An 18,798-nucleotide genomic window follows, 5' to 3' on the forward strand; every position below is an offset into this window, starting at 1 on the left:
TTAGCACTAAAATGCGATCAAGCGGATCGGTTATTTTTTCACATCAACATCACTACTGATCAGTATCGACATCCAGTTCTGATCATTAATGGTTTCTAAGCCAATTTTAACAATCATGGTTAGCGGTACAGCGAGTAGCATACCAACAAGGCCAAGTAACCAACCCCAGAAGATTAATGATAAGAATACAATCAAAGTTGATAATCCCAGTCCTTTACCCATGAAGCGTGGCTCTACAACGTTACCCATGATCAAATTAATTGTGACATAGCCAGCAGCGACTGCACCAGCTTGTGGTAGACCCAGCTGTAAAGTCGTTAGAATCACTGCCGGTACTGCGGCAATTAAAGAACCGATATTAGGTACGTAGTTGAGTAGGAATGCAATCAATCCCCACAGAAGATAGAAATCCACATCCATTATAAACAACATTAAACCAACAGATATACCCGTCGCCATGCTAACTAGCGTTTTGATCGCTACGTACTTGTTCACTGAATCTAAGAACTTGTCTAGCTGTGCTAATTTGAAGTCAGGGTCTTTAAACATTAAATGTAGTTTCTTCGGTAATACATCACCTTCAAACAACATAAAGACGACAGTTAATAAGATCAGGAAGATATTGGCCATCACCCCAGACAAACTACTCACCATGCTAGATACCATAGTAACAGCGGTGCCTGGATTGAAGTATTCCAATAAAGTGTCTGATGATATTTGAATATTGTATTTATTTAAGAATATGACTAGCTCGCCATAATGTCCTCTAATTTGGCTTTGATAATCACCAATATTACTCGTTAGTTGTTGTACACTCGAACCAATGACACTGGTGATCGTCAAGCCAATCAAGATAGCTACAATCAACACCATAAAAATGGCTATTGCACGAGGGATACGGCAACGAGTGATCACATTGACCAACGGATTACAAATAATAGCAATAAACACAGCAAGCAAAAATGGAATTATAATCGGCGTGGCTATTTTGATACCACCGAGGATAATGATCACAGCGGCTATCATCCCCACATTACGCATCTGGCTATTTTCGTTTAAAATTAGTTTCATAGTTACTCATTAAGGTGCTACTGGGCGCTAATAGTCGCCAGTATTCTACGACGTGATTGATGAATATAACCTTAACAAGGTTAAAACACTAATAATATTAGATTGTGAATATTTGCAATCGCATGCTAAACAAGGAATTAAATGCAGTGAATATAACTATGATTTGAAATAAGATATTTTGAAGATGTTATTTTGAAGATGTTATTTTGAAGATGTTATTTTGAAGATGTTATTTTGAAAATGTTATTTTGAAAATAATGTTTGAAGCAGAAATGGTGGAGCCAAACGGGATCGAACCGATGACCTCGACACTGCCAGTGTCGCGCTCTCCCAACTGAGCTATGGCCCCATTTCTACAGCAGCGTTCGCTACTGCAGAGAATAATATGCATCTGCCGTTTAACTGTCAATATCTATAATTTAAAAATCAACATCAAACGACAGAAAGTATATTATTTACACACCCTTAGGCGTTTTCACGTGCAGCAATAAATGCTAACGCTTTGTCGATACCAGCAAGGCTGCGTTCTTTACCGATAAGCTTTAGCGTTACATCTAATGACGGAGATTGACCGGCACCAGTGATAGCAACACGTAGTGGCATACCTACTTTACCCATGCCAACTTCAAGTTCAGTCGCTGTTTCGTTAATAGCAGCGTGTAGAACTTCAGCATCGCTCCAATCTGTAATCGCAGCTAACTTCTCTTGCACTTTAACTAATGCTTCTTTCGCTACTGGACGTAAATGTTTCTTCGCCGCAGTTGCATCAAATTCAGCATAGTCTTCAAAGAAGTAACGGCTAGATGCAGCAAGTTCTTTTAACGTTTTAGCACGTTCAGAAAGTACTTTAACAATCTCAGCTAGCTCAGGGCCATTAGTTGTATCAATGCCTTGATCTGCCATGTGCCACTCAAGGTGAGATGCAACATATTCAGGTGCTAGTGTCTTAATGTAATGCTGATTTACCCATTGTAGCTTCTCAGTATTAAACGCTGATGGCGCTTTGTTTACTGCATCTAGGCTAAACAATTTGATCATTTCTTCAGTACTGAAGATTTCTTGATCGCCATGTGACCAGCCCAGACGAACTAAGTAGTTTAGTAGTGCTTCAGGCAGGTAACCATCATCACGATATTGCATAACGCCAACAGCGCCATGACGCTTAGACAGTTTAGCGCCGTCATCACCTAAAATCATTGCAACGTGTGCGTACTCAGGTACTGGTGCGCCAAGTGCTTTTAAGATGTTAATTTGACGTGGCGTATTGTTTAGGTGATCTTCACCACGAACAACATTAGTAATGCCCATATCCCAGTCATCAACAACAACACAGAAGTTGTAAGTTGGTGAACCATCAGTACGGCGGATGATCAGATCATCTAGCTCAGTGTTAGCAAATTCAACTTTGCCACGGATCTTGTCATCAACGATAACAGAACCTTCTTTCGGATTGCGGAAACGTACAACGTAATCAGCACCGGTGTCTTCAATGTCACCATGGCTACATTTACCATCGTAACGTGGGTTTTCTTTGGCAGCCATTTGCTTTTCACGTAATTCATCAAGACGTTCACGTGAACAATAACATTTGTATGCTTTGTCTTCAGAAACTAGTTGATCAACTAACTCATTGTAACGATCGAAACGTTGCGTTTGGAAATAAGGACCTTCATCCCAATCCAGACCAGCCCATTTCATGCCTTCTAAGATCGCGTCAACCGCTTCTTGAGTAGAACGCTCTATATCAGTATCTTCGATACGTAATACAAATTCACCACCTTGGCTTTTTGCATGTAACCAAGAATAAAGCGCTGTACGTGCGCCGCCTACGTGCAAGTAGCCAGTTGGGCTAGGTGCAAAACGAGTCTTAACAGTCATAAGTCTCACAATACCTTTTACATTATTTGATTCGCTTAACCTACTAGCAGGTTAAGCACATGATGCTGCGCATTTTACCACTAAAGATAAAACTAACAACAGCGAACTATCATTAACGAACGATGTACCACTATTAATTAACTATGTGTAGCTAAGAGTGCCAGTAAATCATCTTCAGTCAGAATATCTATGTCTAACTCTTGCGCTTTAGTGAGCTTAGAACCTGCTGCAGGACCTGCCACTAACGCCGTCGTTTTCTTCGACACACTACCAGCCACTTTTGCGCCTAAATCTTGTAACCGTGTTTTAGCCTCGGCACGAGAGATATTCACTAACGTTCCGGTGATCACATAAATAGTGCCTAACAAGGGTTGCTGACTTTCTTCTTTAACCGCAACATCATCCCAGCTCATGCCCGCTTCAATTAGCTGGTCAATCACTTCAAGGTTATGCGCTTCACGGAAGAAGTAGTAAATGTGTTTAGCAACAATATCACCGACATCCGAAATCAGAATTAAGCGTTCTACAGAGGCTTTTTTGATTGCGTCTAAAGTTAACAAATCATTGGCTAAGTTAGCCGCTGTCGCTTCCCCTACTTCACGAATACCCAGTGAATATAAGAACTTGGCTAACGTGGTGTGTTTTGCTACTTTTAATGCTTCTAATAAGTTAGTGGCTTTCTTTGGCCCCATGCGATCTAACAGGGTTAACTTCCCAAAAGTCACGGTAAATAGGTCGGCTGGGGTTTTAATTAAATCAGCATCAACCAATTGCTCAACAAGCTTGTCACCCAAACCATCAACGTTTAGCGCTTTACGCGATGCAAAATGTTTAATCGCTTCTTTACGTTGTGCACCACAATACAGACCAGCGGTACAACGCACTGTTGCTTCACCTTCGATACGCTCTACTTCTGAATCACACACTGGGCACTTTGCCGGGAATACGATATCTTGGGCATCATCAGGGCGGCGCTCTAGCATCACACGCGCAACCTGCGGAATAACATCACCCGCACGGCGAATGATCACCTGATCTTTAATTTTAATGCCTAAACGGGCAATTTCATCAGAGTTATGTAGTGTGGCATTACTTACTGTCACACCACCAACAAACACAGGTTCTAGACGTGCGACCGGTGTGATTGCGCCAGTACGGCCAACTTGGAATTCAACATCCAATAATGTCGTTATCTCTTCTTGCGCAGGAAACTTATGTGACGTGGCCCAACGTGGTGCTCGCGCAACAAAACCCAATGTTTTCTGTAGGGCTAAATCATCGACTTTATACACGACACCATCAATGTCATACGACAGTGAATCACGGCGCTTACCAATCTGTTCATAGAAGTCTAAGCAGCCTTGATAACCCATAGCAACCGTTACATCTGCACAAACAGGTAAACCCCATTGCTTCAATTTTTGTAAATTTTCGGCATGCGAATTTGATAAGCCTTTACCTTCAACCTCACCTTCCACGACACCTAATGAATAGGCATTAAAGGCTAACGGACGACTTGCGGCAATTTTAGGGTCAAGCTGACGTAAGCTACCAGCGGCGGCATTGCGCGGATTGACAAAGGTCTTTTCACCTTTCTTTTTGGCATTGATATTCAATTGCTCAAAACCCGCTTTTGGCATAAAGACTTCACCACGTACTTCTAAACGTTCAGGAAAGTCATCACCACGTAAGCGTAATGGGATTGATTTGATGGTTTTTACATTTTCAGAAATGTCTTCACCGATTTGACCATCACCACGGGTGGCAGCACGAACAAAGTCACCATTCTCATACAGGATACTCACTGCAAGACCATCGAGCTTTGGTTCACAGCTAAACTTAATCTCTGCTTTCGTTAATAAACGATCTTGTAAACGCTTTTCGAACGCTAACAACTCTTCTTCAGAAAACACATTATCCAATGACAACATTGGCATTTCATGCTGAATCTGGCTAAAGCCAGTTAAAGCTTCCCCCCCCACTTTTTGAGTTGGAGATGTGGCTAATGCAAGCTCAGGAAACTCGATTTCGAGCTGTTTTAGCTCACGTAATAAACGGTCATATTCCGCATCCGGTACGGTGGGATTGTCTAATACGTAATATTGGTGATTATATTCTTCAAGTTGCAGTGTTAAGGTTTGAATTTGTTTTACTTGTTCTGTCATCTTTACTTCCAAAGATAAAAAATTCCGAAGATCAAAAAAAGCCCCACCGAAGTGAGGCATTTATCTGGATAACATTATTTATTTCGCTAATGCTTTATGTTCTAACTTGCGAATGAACGCTTGTTCTTGCTCAATGGCTTCTTCTGTAAATGGGTTACGTGATGCATCCATTAATAGACCATCAACACCTTCAGCAATACGCTCTGCAGCATTTAGCATTAGGTTGTAATTGTGAGATGCTTGACCTGCACACGGGAACATCATGAATAATGATACACCTGGTGATTCAAATTGCTCCATTATATCAATATCAAAAACACCCGGTTTAACCATGTTAGCTAAACTAAAGATAACGGGTCCTTTACCTGCGGCATCAACATGACGGTGAAAAATATTCATCGCGCCAAATTTAAAGCCAAGCGCTGATAATTCTTGTAGCAATTCAGCACCGGCAATACGCTTGCCTTCACGAGCCATAATATTAATCACAAATACCGCTTCATCCGCAGTATCATCAATTGGTTTTTCTTGTACCCTTGCTGCGCTAGCATTTGTATTGTCGGCGATATCGTCACCGCTATGATCAAGATTGTTCTGTTCGTCTTGCGTCTGACTTTCAACAACCACTTGCTCTTGTCGCCCAGGTTCTGATTTAACTTCAGCCGCTGACGTTTCTAGCGTATCAACAACATCATAACTGACATCATTCATCGCTGTATCATCCCTTGATGAAGGAGTGTCTACATCCATGGCAGTAAACGTTCCGCTTAGCACTGTAGTGTCTTCCGTTGCTTTCGATGCACCAAACTGAGGCTCAATTTTCTCAACGGTTATCGGCGTTGGTTCAACTGGCGCTTTAGGCACACTGATGTTCTCTTCTCCAGGCTGACTAACAACACGTTTTTCGCCAATACCATCAAGGTCAAACCCTTGCTTATCTTTAACGTTAGCGTCAACTTTACTTAATGGTTTGTCTTTTAATGGTTTTACTTGGTTCTTTTTATTTGACCAAAGGCCATGGGTAATTAAAGCAACAATTGCAATAAACCCTAAAATGATGAGAACAAGTCGCAAATCTTGCATAACAGCCTATCTCTTAATGTTAATTGTCTGTAAGTTCAATCGCAGTCGAAATATCTACGGCGACTATTCGAGAGACCCCTGGTTCATGCATGGTCACCCCTATTAATTGCTGAGCCATTTCCATGGCTAACTTATTATGACTAATATAAATAAATTGTACTGTTTCTGACATCTCCTGAACCAGTTTACAAAAACGCCCGACATTTAATTCATCGAGTGGTGCATCAACTTCATCTAGCATACAAAATGGCGCTGGATTTAATCTAAATATAGCAAAGACTAACGACAGTGCCGTTAATGCTTTTTCACCACCGGAAAGTAAAGAAATTCGTGCATTCTTTTTCCCTGGCGGTCGCGCCATAATGGTTACTCCCGTGTCTAATAAGTTGCTCGATGTTAGCTCTAACCAAGCTGCACCACCGCCAAACACTTTAGGAAATAACATTTTAAAATCATCATTAATTTTTTCAAACGTAGTCGCAAAACGCGCCCGAGTTTGCTTATCTATTTTAACAATCGCGGCTTCTAACGTAGCAATGGCTTTTTCTAAGTCATCGGTTTGCTCGTCTAAATACTGCTTACGCTGCGATTGTTGTTCATATTCTTCGACTGCAGCAAGGTTGACAGCACCAATCTTCTGTAACTGTACTTCAAACTGTTTTAGCTGCTGCTGATATTCTTTTAGTGTTAATATGTTAACACACTCACGTTTTAATGTGTCTACATCCACATTATCATCCGCAATCTGTTGATATAATAGTTGTTCTTTTGCTTTATTGTTCGCTTGTTTTAAATCAAGCTGCTGTATTTTGTCTTTAACTTTTAAGCAACTTGCCATTATCCTAGCACGTTTTTCTTCAACATCACGCTTGTCATTAAGTAGTTTAGCGCGTGTTGTTTTCTTTTGGCTATTATCATTTTCAATCGCAATTTGTTTTTCTGCAGCAATCGCACGCGCCGTTTCTAACTGTTGCAAGTTTTCAGCATATAATGAGTTGTCACCTAATGCAGCAATATCTTGTAAAATAGTTTGGTATTGAGAATCTGTTTTAGCAATTAATTGCTGCTGTTTCTCAATTTCGACCGCAAACTTGGTTTTAACTAAAAGCAATTGCTGTACTTGTTTTTCAAGTACTTTCTGTTCTTGTAAAAATCGCGCTTTATCTGCTTTTGCCGCTTCTGATTTTTGAATCAAACCATCATCATTAGCAAGCTGTCCAATCGTCACCTGAGTCGAGATTATCTGTTCATTAAAACGCTGTACTTCTTCTGCTTCAATCGCCAATAAATTATCAAGTGTGGATAAACGTGTATTTAACTGGTCGTGATTAAGCTGCCATTGGGCTTGCTGTTGCTGTAATAAGTCCAATTCTATCGTTAATTGTGATACTTCACTTTGTTTTAAAGTAAGATTAGCTTGAACCTTATCGATTTGATCTTGGTAATCACCCTGTGTCACCGACAACGCCGTTAATTGATTATGCTGCGTAGCAATCATTGTTTCAATCACAAGTAAACGCGCCTGTTGCTGCGATGCTTGCAATTGCATTTCAATCCGGCCTTGCGCAGAAGACACATTGGCTTTCGCATGCTGTGATAACCATACACCTTCATCGGTAAACCAATCTCCATGGGCAGTGATATAACTGTACTCTCCATGGCTATTAGCACCCACTTGCGCATCATTAATCGTTGCCACACAAGTCACTTGATTTAGCTGTCGATTAAATAAGTTATTTTTAACCTTACTTGCTAACGAACCAGCGCGTGCAACACAATGGCTAGGTTTGAACCATTGCAAAGCAGGTAACTCAGCCAGATCAAATTGTGCAAGTTGCTCGTCACTAATGCAGTAAGCATCAAGCCAATTTGCGAGCACTTTCTCTACTGCAGCTTCCCAACCGGATTCTACATCTAACTGTTGTAATAATTTTAACGGTATTGACTCGAAATTACATTCTAACCAAGTATGCGCGTGGTCTGCATGTTCCGCTTTACGTAATAACTCCGTGATAACACTCAATGATGCTTTTATTTCAGTTTGTTCAGTCACGTTTTTCTGAATATAAATCTCAAGTTCTGAAACTTGTTTGTTGATCCCTTGAAAACCATTATTCAACCCAGCGAGTTCGTGGGCTAAGCGCGTTTCTTGAGACTGTAACTGTTGCTGCTCTGTAGTTTTATCCGTGATAAGTGCTTGCTTGCTGTGCAGCTCGAGCTGCTGCTGTTCTTCTTTTAGATCAATGCGTTGCAGCTTACTTTTATTAAGTACTGATTCTGCACTTTGTAATGCATTGGTCAATACATCAAGTTTACTACTAAAACGTTGTACCTTATCAAGGTATACCGCATGCTGTGCCATAGCTTGGTCACTACTGATGGTGGCAGATGCTAATGATTGTTCAATCACTAATAATTCGGCCGTCATGCGATTATAGTCAGTCTCAGTCAATGACGCCTGCTGCTGATGCACTTGTAATTGGGTTTGCTCTTCTTTCAGTAAGATTTGTAACTTTTCACTTTGCTGCTGATATTCTTGTTGCTTACCTGCGGACTCTTGCTTACGCGCTTTGTGATGCAGTATTTTCTGTTCTATCTTGGTTAGCTCTGTACCTTGTAAATAAAACGCTTGTTGCTGATTTTCAATAAGTATCGTTAATTCATTTAGCTGCACATCAGAATCTGTTATTTGAGTCTGAAGTTTAGTGGCGGTTGCTGTAAATTTTTCCTGCTCACTCATTAACACTAATTTTTGCTGAGTCAGTTGGTTAATCGAGCGCTCTACATCATATATTTGCACTAAACCAAGACGGCTTTTCGCTTCTCGCTGCTGCTGTTTTAACGATCTAAATTGTTGCGCGACAACCGACTGCACCTTCAACTTATCGATTTGCGCACCCAATTCAATACGAATGTCAGTAAGTCGATTTAGGTTATCTTTCGTTTGATTAATACGTAATTCAGTTTCGCGACGTTTTTCTTTATATTTAGAAATGCCCGCGGCTTCTTCAATAAAGTGGCGCAGTTCATGAGGTTTGGACTCGATTAAACGTGAGATCATGCCTTGTTCGATAATCGCATAACTGCGTGGGCCTAAGCCTGTGCCTAAAAACAGTTCGGTCACATCTTTACGACGGCACTTTTTACCGTTGAGGTAATATTGATTAGTACCATCACGGTATAATTCACGACGAATAGACACTTCATTATATTGTAATAAAGCATGATCAATACGTTGCTGAGCATTATCAAATAGCAGTTCAACACTGGCTCTTGAGACAGGAGAACGCGCCACTGAACCGTTAAAAATAACGTCAGACATTGCATCACCACGCAAGTGCTTCGCCGAGCTTTCGCCCAGCACCCAGCGTACGGCATCAATAATATTTGATTTACCACAACCATTAGGGCCTACAACAGCGGTCATATCGTGCGGAAAAAGCAATTCTGTAGTATCAACAAATGACTTAAAGCCAGATATTTTGATCTTTTTAAGGTACATATCAAACAACGCATATAGAATAACCAGAAAACTTTAGCAGATGTATCTGCAATATTAAAGATTCGTCTGAACAGAATGGAAAAGCTGCTGCTTTTTACTGCACTTTTTACCTCAATCGGGGTCTCTTTTAGTGCAATGATAGATGCACCACAGTAACCACATGATAAGCTGTGCTACATAAACCACCCATAAGGCGCCATAGAATATGCTTTCAATAAAACCATCGTTATCGGGATTTCAATATTTCTTGCAAGGTTTTGACTTAATTCGTCAACCTAAGCTAAGACCTTTTGTATTGATCCCGCTATTAGTTAACCTCATGTTGTTTTCGGTTAGCTTTTATTTCTTATTTCAACAAATCGATGTGTGGCTAATGCAACTCGAAGCAAGCCTAGACTGGTTAAGCTGGTTAGTTTATATCATCAAACCCCTCGCCTTTATCCTTATACTGCTATTATTCGGGTTCTTTTTTGGTGCTATTGCCAATATTATTGCCGCGCCGTTTAATGGCCTATTAGCAGAACAAACCGAACTGCTATTAAGTAATAAGCCGATGCCAGAAAGTAGCATTAAAGATATTATATTAGATATTCCCCGAGTACTGACGCGCGAGCTTAAAAAGATAAAATACTACATTCCCCGTGCCATTGGTTTACTGCTGTTATTTTTCATTCCAGTTGTCGGTCAGACCGTGGCGCCAGTATTGTGGTTTATCTTTACCGCGTGGATGTTGGCCATTCAATATGCCGATTACACCTTTGATAACAATAAAGTTGGCTTTGACGAGATGCGCAGCGAACTATCATCAAACCGTATGCAGTCGTTAAGTTTTGGCTCTATGGTGGCACTGTGTCAGTCTATTCCCGTGGTTAATTTCATCGTTATGCCTGTTGCCGTATGTGGCGCAACAGCAATGTGGGTTGATAGCAGCGATAAGTAGACACTGCAACGCATAGAGATGATGTTCGTTAAAATAAAAGACCCCGTTAACGCATTAACGGGGTCTTTTTGTTTCATATATTCTTTAATAACGACAACTATATCGTTTACTCGATCACTCGTAACGAATTAACAGCGCTTTAGTACTAAAGAACCCACAGAGTAACCAGCACCAAACGAACAGATTAACGCGAGATCTCCACTTTCCACACCGTCTTGATGTAAATGGAAGGCAATAATTGAGCCGGCCGATGCAGTATTCGCATACTCATCTAGAATAATAGGCGCTTCTGCAGCCGATGGATCACGACCCAATAGCTTCTTTGCTAAATAATTATTCATGTTGATATTCGCTTGATGTAACCATAAACGTTTAAAGTCACCTGCTTGCAACTCTAAACCGTTTAACTGTTCTGTGATCAAGTTATAAACAGTAGGTAATACTTCTTTAAATACCTTGCGCCCATTTTGCATAAAGAAACTTGAGTCAGCATTGATATCAACGCCTTCACTGCGGCTTAAATACCCAAGGTTATTACGGATATTATTTGAGTACTGGGTAAACAACTTACTATCAATGATCTCGTAGCAATGTTCACTCGTTGCTGTGGCTTTATCTTCAATCACGACAGCTGTACACACGTCACCAAAAATAAAGTGGCTGTCACGATCTTTAAAGTTTAAATGCGCAGAACAAATTTCAGGGTTAACCACTAACGCTGCTTTACTACGTCCTGACTTAACCGCGTCCATGGCACTAGCAATAGCAAATGTAGCCGATGAACACGCCACACTCATATCATAAGCAAAACCGTTAGCGCCAAGGAAGTGTTGCAGCTCAACAGCCATTGCCGGATACGCGCGTTGGAAACCAGACGCTGCAAAAATAATTAAATCGATATCTTGTGCTTCTTTATTGGCTGCAGCTAATGCTTGTTTGGCGGCAACTAACGCCATTTGTACCGTAATACTAGGTTCATCGTCAGCAATAGGTTGAAATACCGGACGCATGATAGCTGGATCTAAAATACCCGCTTTGCTCATCACAAAACGACTTTTAATGCCTGATGCTTTCTCAATAAACTCACTGCTTGAATGCGCTTTGGCAGTTAATTCGCCAGCTTCAATCGCAACGGCATTGTCTGTATTAAAATTATCAACGTAGCAATTAAAGCTCGTTACTAATTCATCATTACTAATTACATCAGGAGGGGTGAATAAACCGCTACCACTAATTACTACATTACTCATTACATTGTCCTTTATCGACTAATTAGCTTTAGCTACTATCAACTAAGTTGGATACAGTGACCACTAAAATAAAGCAAACAGTTAGCTAGATCTAGTTACCTATCCGACAAAATGAAAAAATAACACCCTGTTATCAAATAACATGGGTTAAAATTGCGAAGCAAACACTAAATTACATAAGTAACAAGGAACTAACCTATCGTATTTGGTCTATATATAGAGTGGACTCAACGCGATAAATTAATAAATCATTAAATAAAATTAATAAATTATTAAATAGAATTAATTTGTTGATTAAACCAAATTTAGACACTATGTTGTTAAGCATCACGCATAACCAATAGTTATAAGTGCTTATCATTTTAGAACCTAACGATATAACAAAACAGAATTTTCAATTTTCAAACTAATCAGTATGCTTAAGCTATAAATTAGTTAGTTATAAGTTACGAGTATTCATTTATATAGGGAAATCTCATGAGCCAAATTTTACAAGACAATTCATTGTCTATCGGTGACACACCTTTAGTTCGTTTAAACCGTGTAACAACAGGTAACGTCTTTGCAAAAATAGAAAGCCGCAACCCAAGTGCAAGTGTTAAGTGCCGTATCGGTGCTAACATGATCTGGCAAGCAGAAAAAGACGGTCTCTTAAAAGAAGGAATTGATATCGTTGAGCCAACAAGTGGTAATACCGGTATTGCATTAGCATTTGTAGCTGCGGCTCGTGGTTATAAGCTCACATTAACAATGCCAAATACAATGAGCCTTGAACGTCGCAAATTGCTTAAAGCATTGGGCGCAAACCTCGTTCTAACGGATGGTGCTAAGGGTATGAAAGGCGCGATTGATAAAGCGACTGAGATCCGTGACGCAAATCCTGAAACTACGATTTTATTACAACAATTTGAAAATCCAGCTAACCCAGCAATCCATGAACAAACAACGGGTCCAGAAATCTGGGAAGCAACCGACGGTAAAGTCGATATTTTAGTATCAGGTGTAGGTACGGGCGGTACGATTACAGGTACAAGCCGCTATATTAAATTAAATAAAGGTAAAGAACTTTTATCTGTTGCTGTTGAACCAACTAATTCACCTGTTATCAGTCAAGCGAAAGCCGGTGAAGCATTAACGCCAGGTCCACATAAAATTCAAGGTATTGGCGCAGGTTTCATCCCAGGTAACCTTGATCTAGAAATGGTCGACCGTGTAGAAGCCGTGTCTAATGAAGAATCTATCGAAATGGCACAACGTCTAATGAAAGAAGAAGGTATCTTAGCCGGTATTTCTTCAGGTGCAGCTGTTGTTGTTGCAGCCCGTTTAGCTGCGTTACCTGAATTTGCAGATAAGAACATTGTCGTCATCCTGCCATCGTCAGGCGAACGTTATTTAAGTACTGCATTATTTGATGGTGTATTTACTGAGCAAGAACTCCAACAATAGTTACAACCGTGTTGTTATAGTTACAACCGTAATCTTGTAGTTACATCAAATTAACAAGATTAACAAAAGCCGCACTAGCGGCTTTTTTTTGTACAAGCCACTTTTTTTATTCCTATTGATAGCGGTCACACTTTGCTCCTTTTGTTGTAATTAAACTACAACACAGGGCTAAATTAGGGGTAATATACTGACATCGCATTGTTTTGTCGTAAAACTTACAAAAACATGATCTATACCCATTTTTTGTATGAAAAAAAGTTATTTTACACTGTAAAATTAGATTACAATTACACTTATGGTTATAGTAAACACTCTTTTAGAATCGTTATTTTAAGGAAAAGTTATGTATCAAAAATCAGTTGTAATTATCGCACCAAACGGTCTTCACACTCGTCCTGCTGCTCTTTTCGTAAAAAAAGCAAAAGAATTCGAATCAAAAATCTCTGTTGAAGCTGGCGGTAAATCTGCAAGTGCTACAAGCTTATTTAAACTACAAACGTTAGGCCTTTCTAAAGGTGTAACAATGACTATTTCTGCTGAAGGTACTGACGAGCAAGCGGCTGTTGAAGCGCTAGTAGCGCTTATGGATGTTTTAGAATAAATCCCATCCGTTATTAATGTATTTTTTGTATTGAAGTAAGGAAAGGTTATGATATCAGGCATTCTCGCCTCACCAGGTATTGCTTTTGGTAAAGCACAACTATTCATTAACGAAGAAATTGTTCTTAACCAACAAACTATTGAAACGGCACAGATCGATGAACAAATAGCTATCTTTTTAGCTGCTAGGGATAAGTCTGCTATACAGCTTGAAGCTATTACGGAAATGGCACGCCAAACATTTGGCGACGAGAAAGCTGAAATCTTCGAGGGACACATGATGTTACTTGAAGACGAAGAGCTTGAAGAAGATATCGTAACCTTTATTAAAAAAAATAAAGTATCGGCAGATTTTGCAATTCACAGCATCATTGAAGAAAATGCTGAAATGATGGCTGCATTAGATGACCCTTATTTAAGAGAACGCGCTGCGGATTTCCGTGATATCGGTAACCGTATCGTAAAAAATGCGCTAGGCATGGAAATCGTGTCATTAAGCGCAATCGAAGAGCAAGTGATTCTAATCGCAAGCGATTTAACACCGTCAGAAACAGCACAGATTAACCTAGATAAAATCTTAGGTTTCGTGACTGACTTAGGTGGCCGTACTGCACATACATCAATCATGGCGCGCTCATTAGAGCTACCAGCGGTTGTTGGTACAGGCAACGTAACTGAAATAATCAAATCAGGTGACTTCGTTATTCTTGATGCCATTAACAATAACGTTATTGTTAACCCATCAGAAGACGTAATCAAAGAATACAAAGTAACTCAAGCACAGTATCTTGCTGACAAAGCTGAGCTGCTTAAAATGAAAGACTTACCTGCAATCACGCTTGACGGTCATCACGTAGAAGTGTGTGGTAATGTTGGTACAGTAAAAGATTGTGCTGGTGTAATTCGTAATGGCGGCGAAGGCGTTGGTCTTTACCGTACCGAATTCCTATTTATGGATCGCGATAGCTTACCAACTGAAGATGAACAGTTCGAAGCATACAAAGCGGTTGCAGAAAGCATGAATGGTCAAGGTGTGATCATTCGTACTATGGATATTGGTGGCGACAAAGATCTACCATACCTAAACTTACCAAAAGAAATGAACCCATTCTTGGGTTGGCGCGCGATCCGAATCTGTTTCGACCGTCCAGAAATCATGAACGCACAGCTACGCGCTATTTTACGTGCATCTGCATTTGGTAAAGTTCGCATTATGTTCCCGATGATTATTTCTGTAGAAGAAGTACGTCGCCTTAAGGATATTCTTGAGACTCTGAAAGCCGAATTAACCTCTGAAGGTCACGCTTTTGATAACGCAATTGAAACAGGTGTCATGGTTGAAACACCAGCAGCTGCTGCAATTGCACATCACCTTATTAAAGAAGTAGACTTCTTTAGTATTGGTACTAACGATTTAACGCAGTACACACTTGCGGTAGACCGTGGTAACGAAATGATTTCAGATCTGTATAACCCAATGACGCCAGCGGTACTAACGCTGATTAAGCAGGTTATCGATGCTTCACATGCTGCAGGCAAGTGGACAGGTATGTGTGGTGAACTTGCGGGTGACGAAACTGCAACACTGCTACTACTCGGCATGGGTTTAGATGAGTTCTCTATGAGCGGGATCTCAATTCCTAAAGTGAAGAAAACGATTCGTAATGCTAATTTCACTGACGTTAAACAGTTAGCAGACCAAGCATTAAGCTGTGCAACAGCTGGCGAAATAGCGGAGTTAGTGGCTCAGTTCACTAAACAGCGCGCTGCTTGCTAATTAATTCAGTTGTCATAGCATCTAATCTTGTAAGATAATGTTATGATAACAATGTAAAGTCATTGGTTATACACTTGTTCATCACCAATGACTATGTCTACCAAATTCTAGGAGTTAAAAATGGGATTATTCGATAAATTAAAAAAACTGGTTTCAGACGACAGTAAAGACAGCAATACGTTACACATTGTTTCTCCACTTGCCGGTGAAATCGTTGCTATCGAAGATGTGCCAGATGTTATCTTTGCTGAAAAAATTGTTGGTGACGGTATCGCTATCAACCCAACAGGTAACAAACTAGTTGCTCCAGTAACAGGTGAGATCGTAAAAATTTACGAAACTAACCACGCATTCGCAATTCGCTCAGACGAAGGCCTAGAAGTGCTAGTTCACTTCGGTTTAGATACAGTTGAATTACGCGGTGAAGGCTTCACACGTATTGCTGAAGAAGGTCAACATATCAATGCTGGTGAAACTATCATTGAATTCGATCTAGCACTACTAACTGAAAAAGCGAAATCAGTAATCACACCTTGCATCATCTCAAATATGGATGAAATTAAGAGCATGGAGAAATTCTCTGGTTCAGTTGCACTAGGTGAAACTATTGTTCTTAAAGTTATTAAGGACTAGTACTTAAAATAGTTAGAGATTCGTTTTTAACTACGCATTAAGTATTCAAAAAAGAGCTATTGATAGCTCTTTTTTTTCGCCCGTATTTTCTTACGACTAACGTGAATTCACAAATCACACTGCTCCTATTCTTTAGGCTGTCTACTTTAGGCTACAAACAATTGCATCACAGTGCAATTTCGGCCATCTCTTTTTGCTTGATAAAGCGCTTTATCAGCCTCTTCTTCCAACGCAAATATATTAACGCTTTTACCAATACTGATGCCAATGCTGACTGTCACATTAATGGATAAATTTTGTTTTTTAACAGCATGCTTCATGATTCTAAGACGGACGCTTTCAGCAATACTTTCAGCTGCTTTGGCTGAAGTTAATGGAGAATAGATACTAAACTCTTCGCCACCTGTACGCGCATATATACAGGTACTACCACACTCTTTAGCAATAATCATCGCAATATTTTTAATGACTAAATCGCCTGTCGCATGACCATACTCATCATTCACACGTTTAAAGTTGTCGATATCAAGGATCATAACAGCTGCTTCTTTATGCGGTGCCAAGGCTGCGATCGCATGCTGGTAGCCACGACGATTATAAATATTCGCTAACGGATCAATAAAAGACATATGTTGTAATGAAAATGCATTACGCTGAGTACAGAACATTAAATAACAAAATGTAAGAAAACACTGACTCATTAATAGATTGATACAAGCTAGCGCAGTAGAGAATTCAATAGTGCACATTAAATCAGGCTCACGATATAACAGCAGTATACGTGTCACGTTTAGAGACATTGCCAATACGCACGCCAGAATACAAATATACCTTGTGCGACCATACTGCTTACCTTGATCGCTAAATAAATAATAACAGTTAAAACACAGGCTTATTGTTACTGATAACGTGAGTACTATAATACTGAATAAAATCGGTGCTTCGACTGATAATCCATACGCATACAAGGGACCAATAATCAGGAGCTGGCAAGCATAGAGCCAAAATAAAGATTGTTTTATCTGAAGAAAGCGATGGAAACCATGACTAATTTGACATACACCAAAACACAATAGAATATTGGGGAACATGATATTTAACCATGCATTATTGCTATAACCATCCAGTTTCAAGTACCAAAGTTCTTCAGCGATAATAAACGCAAAAACTAATATAATGGAGGTCGCGACGAGCCAATTACTTACGCCCACATAACGTCGATTACCAATCCAAATACACACCATAATAATCGCCAGAAATAATAATCCAAAAGCGGTGAATATTGCGATGGAAAATAAGTCTAGTATGGATAAGGGCATGGGATTCATTAAACTCTAAAAAAGTGATACTTCATTAACGATTCAACGCAGAGAATTTACCGTATAACCGCATGTTAATCAAGTAGATTAACTGAATAATGACAACCCGAACTATTATCTTTACTACAGCTCAATAGCCTACGGAAATCATATACGCAAAATCCATACACCAGAAATTACGATAATCAAAACCTATCAAAATGTAAAGTTCAATCGATTATACCTACAACCATGTTTATTGCATAATAGCTACATCAAGACGACACAGACACAACGTCTTCACCCTATTTATTTTTATAGAACAATTTATATCAAACCTCTTTATAACAAACATAAGTTAGCTTAATTAATAGCGACGTTAAGGAATATATTATGACAACATTAGTATCGAAAGAAGGCCAAGCGGTTCCACAAGTTACATTCCCAATCCGTCAAGGTGACGCATGGGTTAACCGTACAACAGAAGAACTTTTTGCTAACAAAACTGTGATTGTATTCAGCCTGCCAGGCGCATTCACACCAACGTGTTCTTCAAGCCATCTACCACGTTACAACGAATTAGCTAGCGTATTTTCAGCACATGGCGTTGATGACATATTATGTGTATCAGTAAACGATACCTTTGTAATGAACGCATGGAAAGATGACCAAGAAGCAGAAAACATCACTTTCATTCCAGATGGTAATGGTGAGTTCTCTGCAGGCATGGGCATGTTGGTCGACAAATCTGACATCGGTTTTGGCAAACGTTCATGGCGTTACAGCATGCTGGTTAAAAATGGCGTGGTAGAAAAAATGTTTATCGAAGCTGACGAACCAGGCGACCCGTTCAAGGTTTCTGATGCAGATACTATGCTAGGTTATGTGGCCCCTGAGTACAAAGTACAAGAGTCAATCACCGTATTTACTAAACCGGGTTGCCCGTTCTGTACAAAAGCAAAACAAACCTTGATCGACCAAGGCCTAAACTACGAAGAAGTGGTATTAGGTAAAGACGCAACAACAGTCAGCCTACGTGCAGTAACAGGTAGCAGCACAGTGCCGCAAATCTATATTGGTGGTAAACATATAGGTGGAAGTGAAGCGTTAGAAGCACACTTCGCTTAATATCAGCTACAATTATATTACCGGATA

At 39.9% G+C, this 18,798-nt stretch carries 13 protein-coding genes and 1 tRNA gene; 6 read left to right on the plus strand and 8 right to left on the minus strand.

Features of this window, described 5'->3' with window-relative positions:
• Positions 1 to 30 precede the first annotated feature (30 nt).
• From HWV03_RS16060 to smc, 6 genes are all read right to left on the minus strand, one after another.
• A complete protein-coding gene (locus tag HWV03_RS16060; RefSeq protein WP_211676814.1) occupies positions 31 to 1,071 on the minus strand; it encodes an AI-2E family transporter in 1,041 nt (346 codons plus the stop codon).
• Between the two features lie 273 nt (positions 1,072 to 1,344).
• Positions 1,345 to 1,420, minus strand: a tRNA-Ala gene (locus HWV03_RS16065).
• Between the two features lie 116 nt (positions 1,421 to 1,536).
• The gene (gene gltX, locus HWV03_RS16070; RefSeq protein WP_075473592.1) at positions 1,537 to 2,949 is read right to left on the minus strand and encodes a glutamate--tRNA ligase; all 1,413 of its coding nucleotides are present in this window, start codon (positions 2,947 to 2,949) and stop codon (positions 1,537 to 1,539) included.
• A gap of 137 nt (positions 2,950 to 3,086) precedes the next feature.
• Positions 3,087 to 5,114 (minus strand): NAD-dependent DNA ligase LigA, encoded by a 2,028-nt coding sequence (ligA, locus tag HWV03_RS16075; RefSeq protein ID WP_211676815.1) that lies wholly within the window; start codon positions 5,112 to 5,114, stop codon positions 3,087 to 3,089.
• Between the two features lie 78 nt (positions 5,115 to 5,192).
• Positions 5,193 to 6,197 carry a cell division protein ZipA gene (gene zipA / locus HWV03_RS16080; protein WP_211676816.1) on the minus strand — a complete coding sequence of 335 codons (1,005 nt, stop codon included), beginning with the start codon at positions 6,195 to 6,197 and terminating at the stop codon, positions 5,193 to 5,195.
• Between the two features lie 19 nt (positions 6,198 to 6,216).
• The gene (gene smc / locus HWV03_RS16085) at positions 6,217 to 9,699 is read right to left on the minus strand and encodes a chromosome segregation protein SMC (RefSeq protein WP_211676817.1); all 3,483 of its coding nucleotides are present in this window, start codon (positions 9,697 to 9,699) and stop codon (positions 6,217 to 6,219) included.
• Between the two features lie 205 nt (positions 9,700 to 9,904).
• On the opposite strand from smc, the gene cysZ reads away from it, so the two are divergent.
• Positions 9,905 to 10,639 carry a sulfate transporter CysZ gene (cysZ, locus tag HWV03_RS16090; protein WP_211676818.1) on the plus strand — a complete coding sequence of 245 codons (735 nt, stop codon included), beginning with the start codon at positions 9,905 to 9,907 and terminating at the stop codon, positions 10,637 to 10,639.
• Between the two features lie 128 nt (positions 10,640 to 10,767).
• On the opposite strand, the gene HWV03_RS16095 is transcribed toward cysZ, so the two are convergent.
• Positions 10,768 to 11,889 carry a beta-ketoacyl-ACP synthase III gene (locus HWV03_RS16095; RefSeq protein WP_211676819.1) on the minus strand — a complete coding sequence of 374 codons (1,122 nt, stop codon included), beginning with the start codon at positions 11,887 to 11,889 and terminating at the stop codon, positions 10,768 to 10,770.
• A gap of 477 nt (positions 11,890 to 12,366) precedes the next feature.
• Here HWV03_RS16095 and cysK point away from each other — a divergent pair, with 477 nt between their 5' ends.
• The 4 genes from cysK to crr all read left to right on the plus strand — a co-directional run bounded on the left by cysK (position 12,367) and on the right by crr (position 16,345).
• Positions 12,367 to 13,335, plus strand: a complete 969-nt coding sequence (gene cysK / locus HWV03_RS16100) for a cysteine synthase A (protein WP_211676820.1) — start codon at positions 12,367 to 12,369, stop codon at positions 13,333 to 13,335.
• 343 nt (positions 13,336 to 13,678) lie between these two features.
• A complete protein-coding gene (locus tag HWV03_RS16105; RefSeq protein WP_211676821.1) occupies positions 13,679 to 13,936 on the plus strand; it encodes an HPr family phosphocarrier protein in 258 nt (85 codons plus the stop codon).
• Positions 13,937 to 13,984: 48 nt separating this feature from the next.
• Positions 13,985 to 15,712: a phosphoenolpyruvate-protein phosphotransferase PtsI gene (gene ptsI / locus HWV03_RS16110; RefSeq protein ID WP_211676822.1), complete on the plus strand. Its 1,728-nt coding sequence runs from the start codon at positions 13,985 to 13,987 to the stop codon at positions 15,710 to 15,712.
• A gap of 120 nt (positions 15,713 to 15,832) precedes the next feature.
• Entirely contained in the window at positions 15,833 to 16,345 is a 513-nt protein-coding gene (gene crr, locus HWV03_RS16115; protein ID WP_211672527.1) for a PTS glucose transporter subunit IIA, read from the plus strand.
• A gap of 146 nt (positions 16,346 to 16,491) precedes the next feature.
• On the opposite strand, the gene HWV03_RS16120 is transcribed toward crr, so the two are convergent.
• Entirely contained in the window at positions 16,492 to 17,664 is a 1,173-nt protein-coding gene (locus HWV03_RS16120; protein WP_211676823.1) for a GGDEF domain-containing protein, read from the minus strand.
• 372 nt (positions 17,665 to 18,036) lie between these two features.
• On the opposite strand from HWV03_RS16120, the gene HWV03_RS16125 reads away from it, so the two are divergent.
• Positions 18,037 to 18,771 carry a glutathione peroxidase gene (locus tag HWV03_RS16125; RefSeq protein WP_211676824.1) on the plus strand — a complete coding sequence of 245 codons (735 nt, stop codon included), beginning with the start codon at positions 18,037 to 18,039 and terminating at the stop codon, positions 18,769 to 18,771.
• Positions 18,772 to 18,798: the final 27 nt, after the last annotated feature.

Source organism: Moritella sp. 36 (assembly GCF_018219415.1).
Taxonomy (GTDB): domain Bacteria; phylum Pseudomonadota; class Gammaproteobacteria; order Enterobacterales; family Moritellaceae; genus Moritella.